The sequence below is a fragment of the Streptomyces sp. P5F9 genome, from assembly GCF_057961495.1.
The window spans coordinates 1-613 of sequence record NZ_JBXVPZ010001012.1; the positions used below are offsets into that span (position 1 = coordinate 1).

General features: G+C 71.3%; 1 protein-coding gene. It reads left to right on the top strand.

The window, feature by feature from the left end; genetic code table 11:
* Positions 1 to 304: 304 nt before the first annotated feature.
* Positions 305 to 613, top strand: a 309-nt coding sequence (locus tag AC31A1_RS52145; RefSeq protein WP_489660033.1) for a DUF3151 domain-containing protein, incomplete at its 3' end; no start/stop codon positions are given.

Below are 613 nucleotides of genomic sequence, written 5' to 3' on the forward strand. Positions count from 1 at the left end.
TCGGGCTGGTCGGGCTGCTGGCGCCGGGGTGGCAGGTGCAGAGGTCGGCGATCGGGAAACAGGTGCGGTGCCGGGTGCCTGCCGAACCGGGGTGGGTCTGAGGCGAGCTGTCCGGAATGCATACCGCAGGGTTCGGAAGCGCACCGCCTGCTGTGGGCGGCATTGACACCGGACCTCCTGCCGTCGTCACGCACGGTTATCCAGGAGCCCTCCTCCTTGCCGAAGCGAGCCGAAGCGAGCCGAAGCGAGCCGACGTGCAGGCGTGATGTCGGCCAATCGCCGCCCCTGGGGGAGACTGGAACCCATGACGATTCACGAGAACCTCCTCGGGGGACCGCCCCCGACCCACCTCCCCGAAGACCCCGGGCCGCGCGACCTCCTCGCGAGTGGCGCGACGCCCGCCGATGTCGCCGCGAAGTACCCGACCTCCTCGCTGGCCTGGGCGCTGCTGGCCGACGACGCGTTCGAGCGGGGGAGTGTCGTGGAGTCGTACGCCTATGCGCGTACGGGTTACCACCGCGGGCTCGACTCCCTGCGGCGCAACGGCTGGAAGGGGCACGGACCGGTGCCCTGGGAGCACGAGCCGAACCGCGGCTTCCTGCGGGCCCTGCAC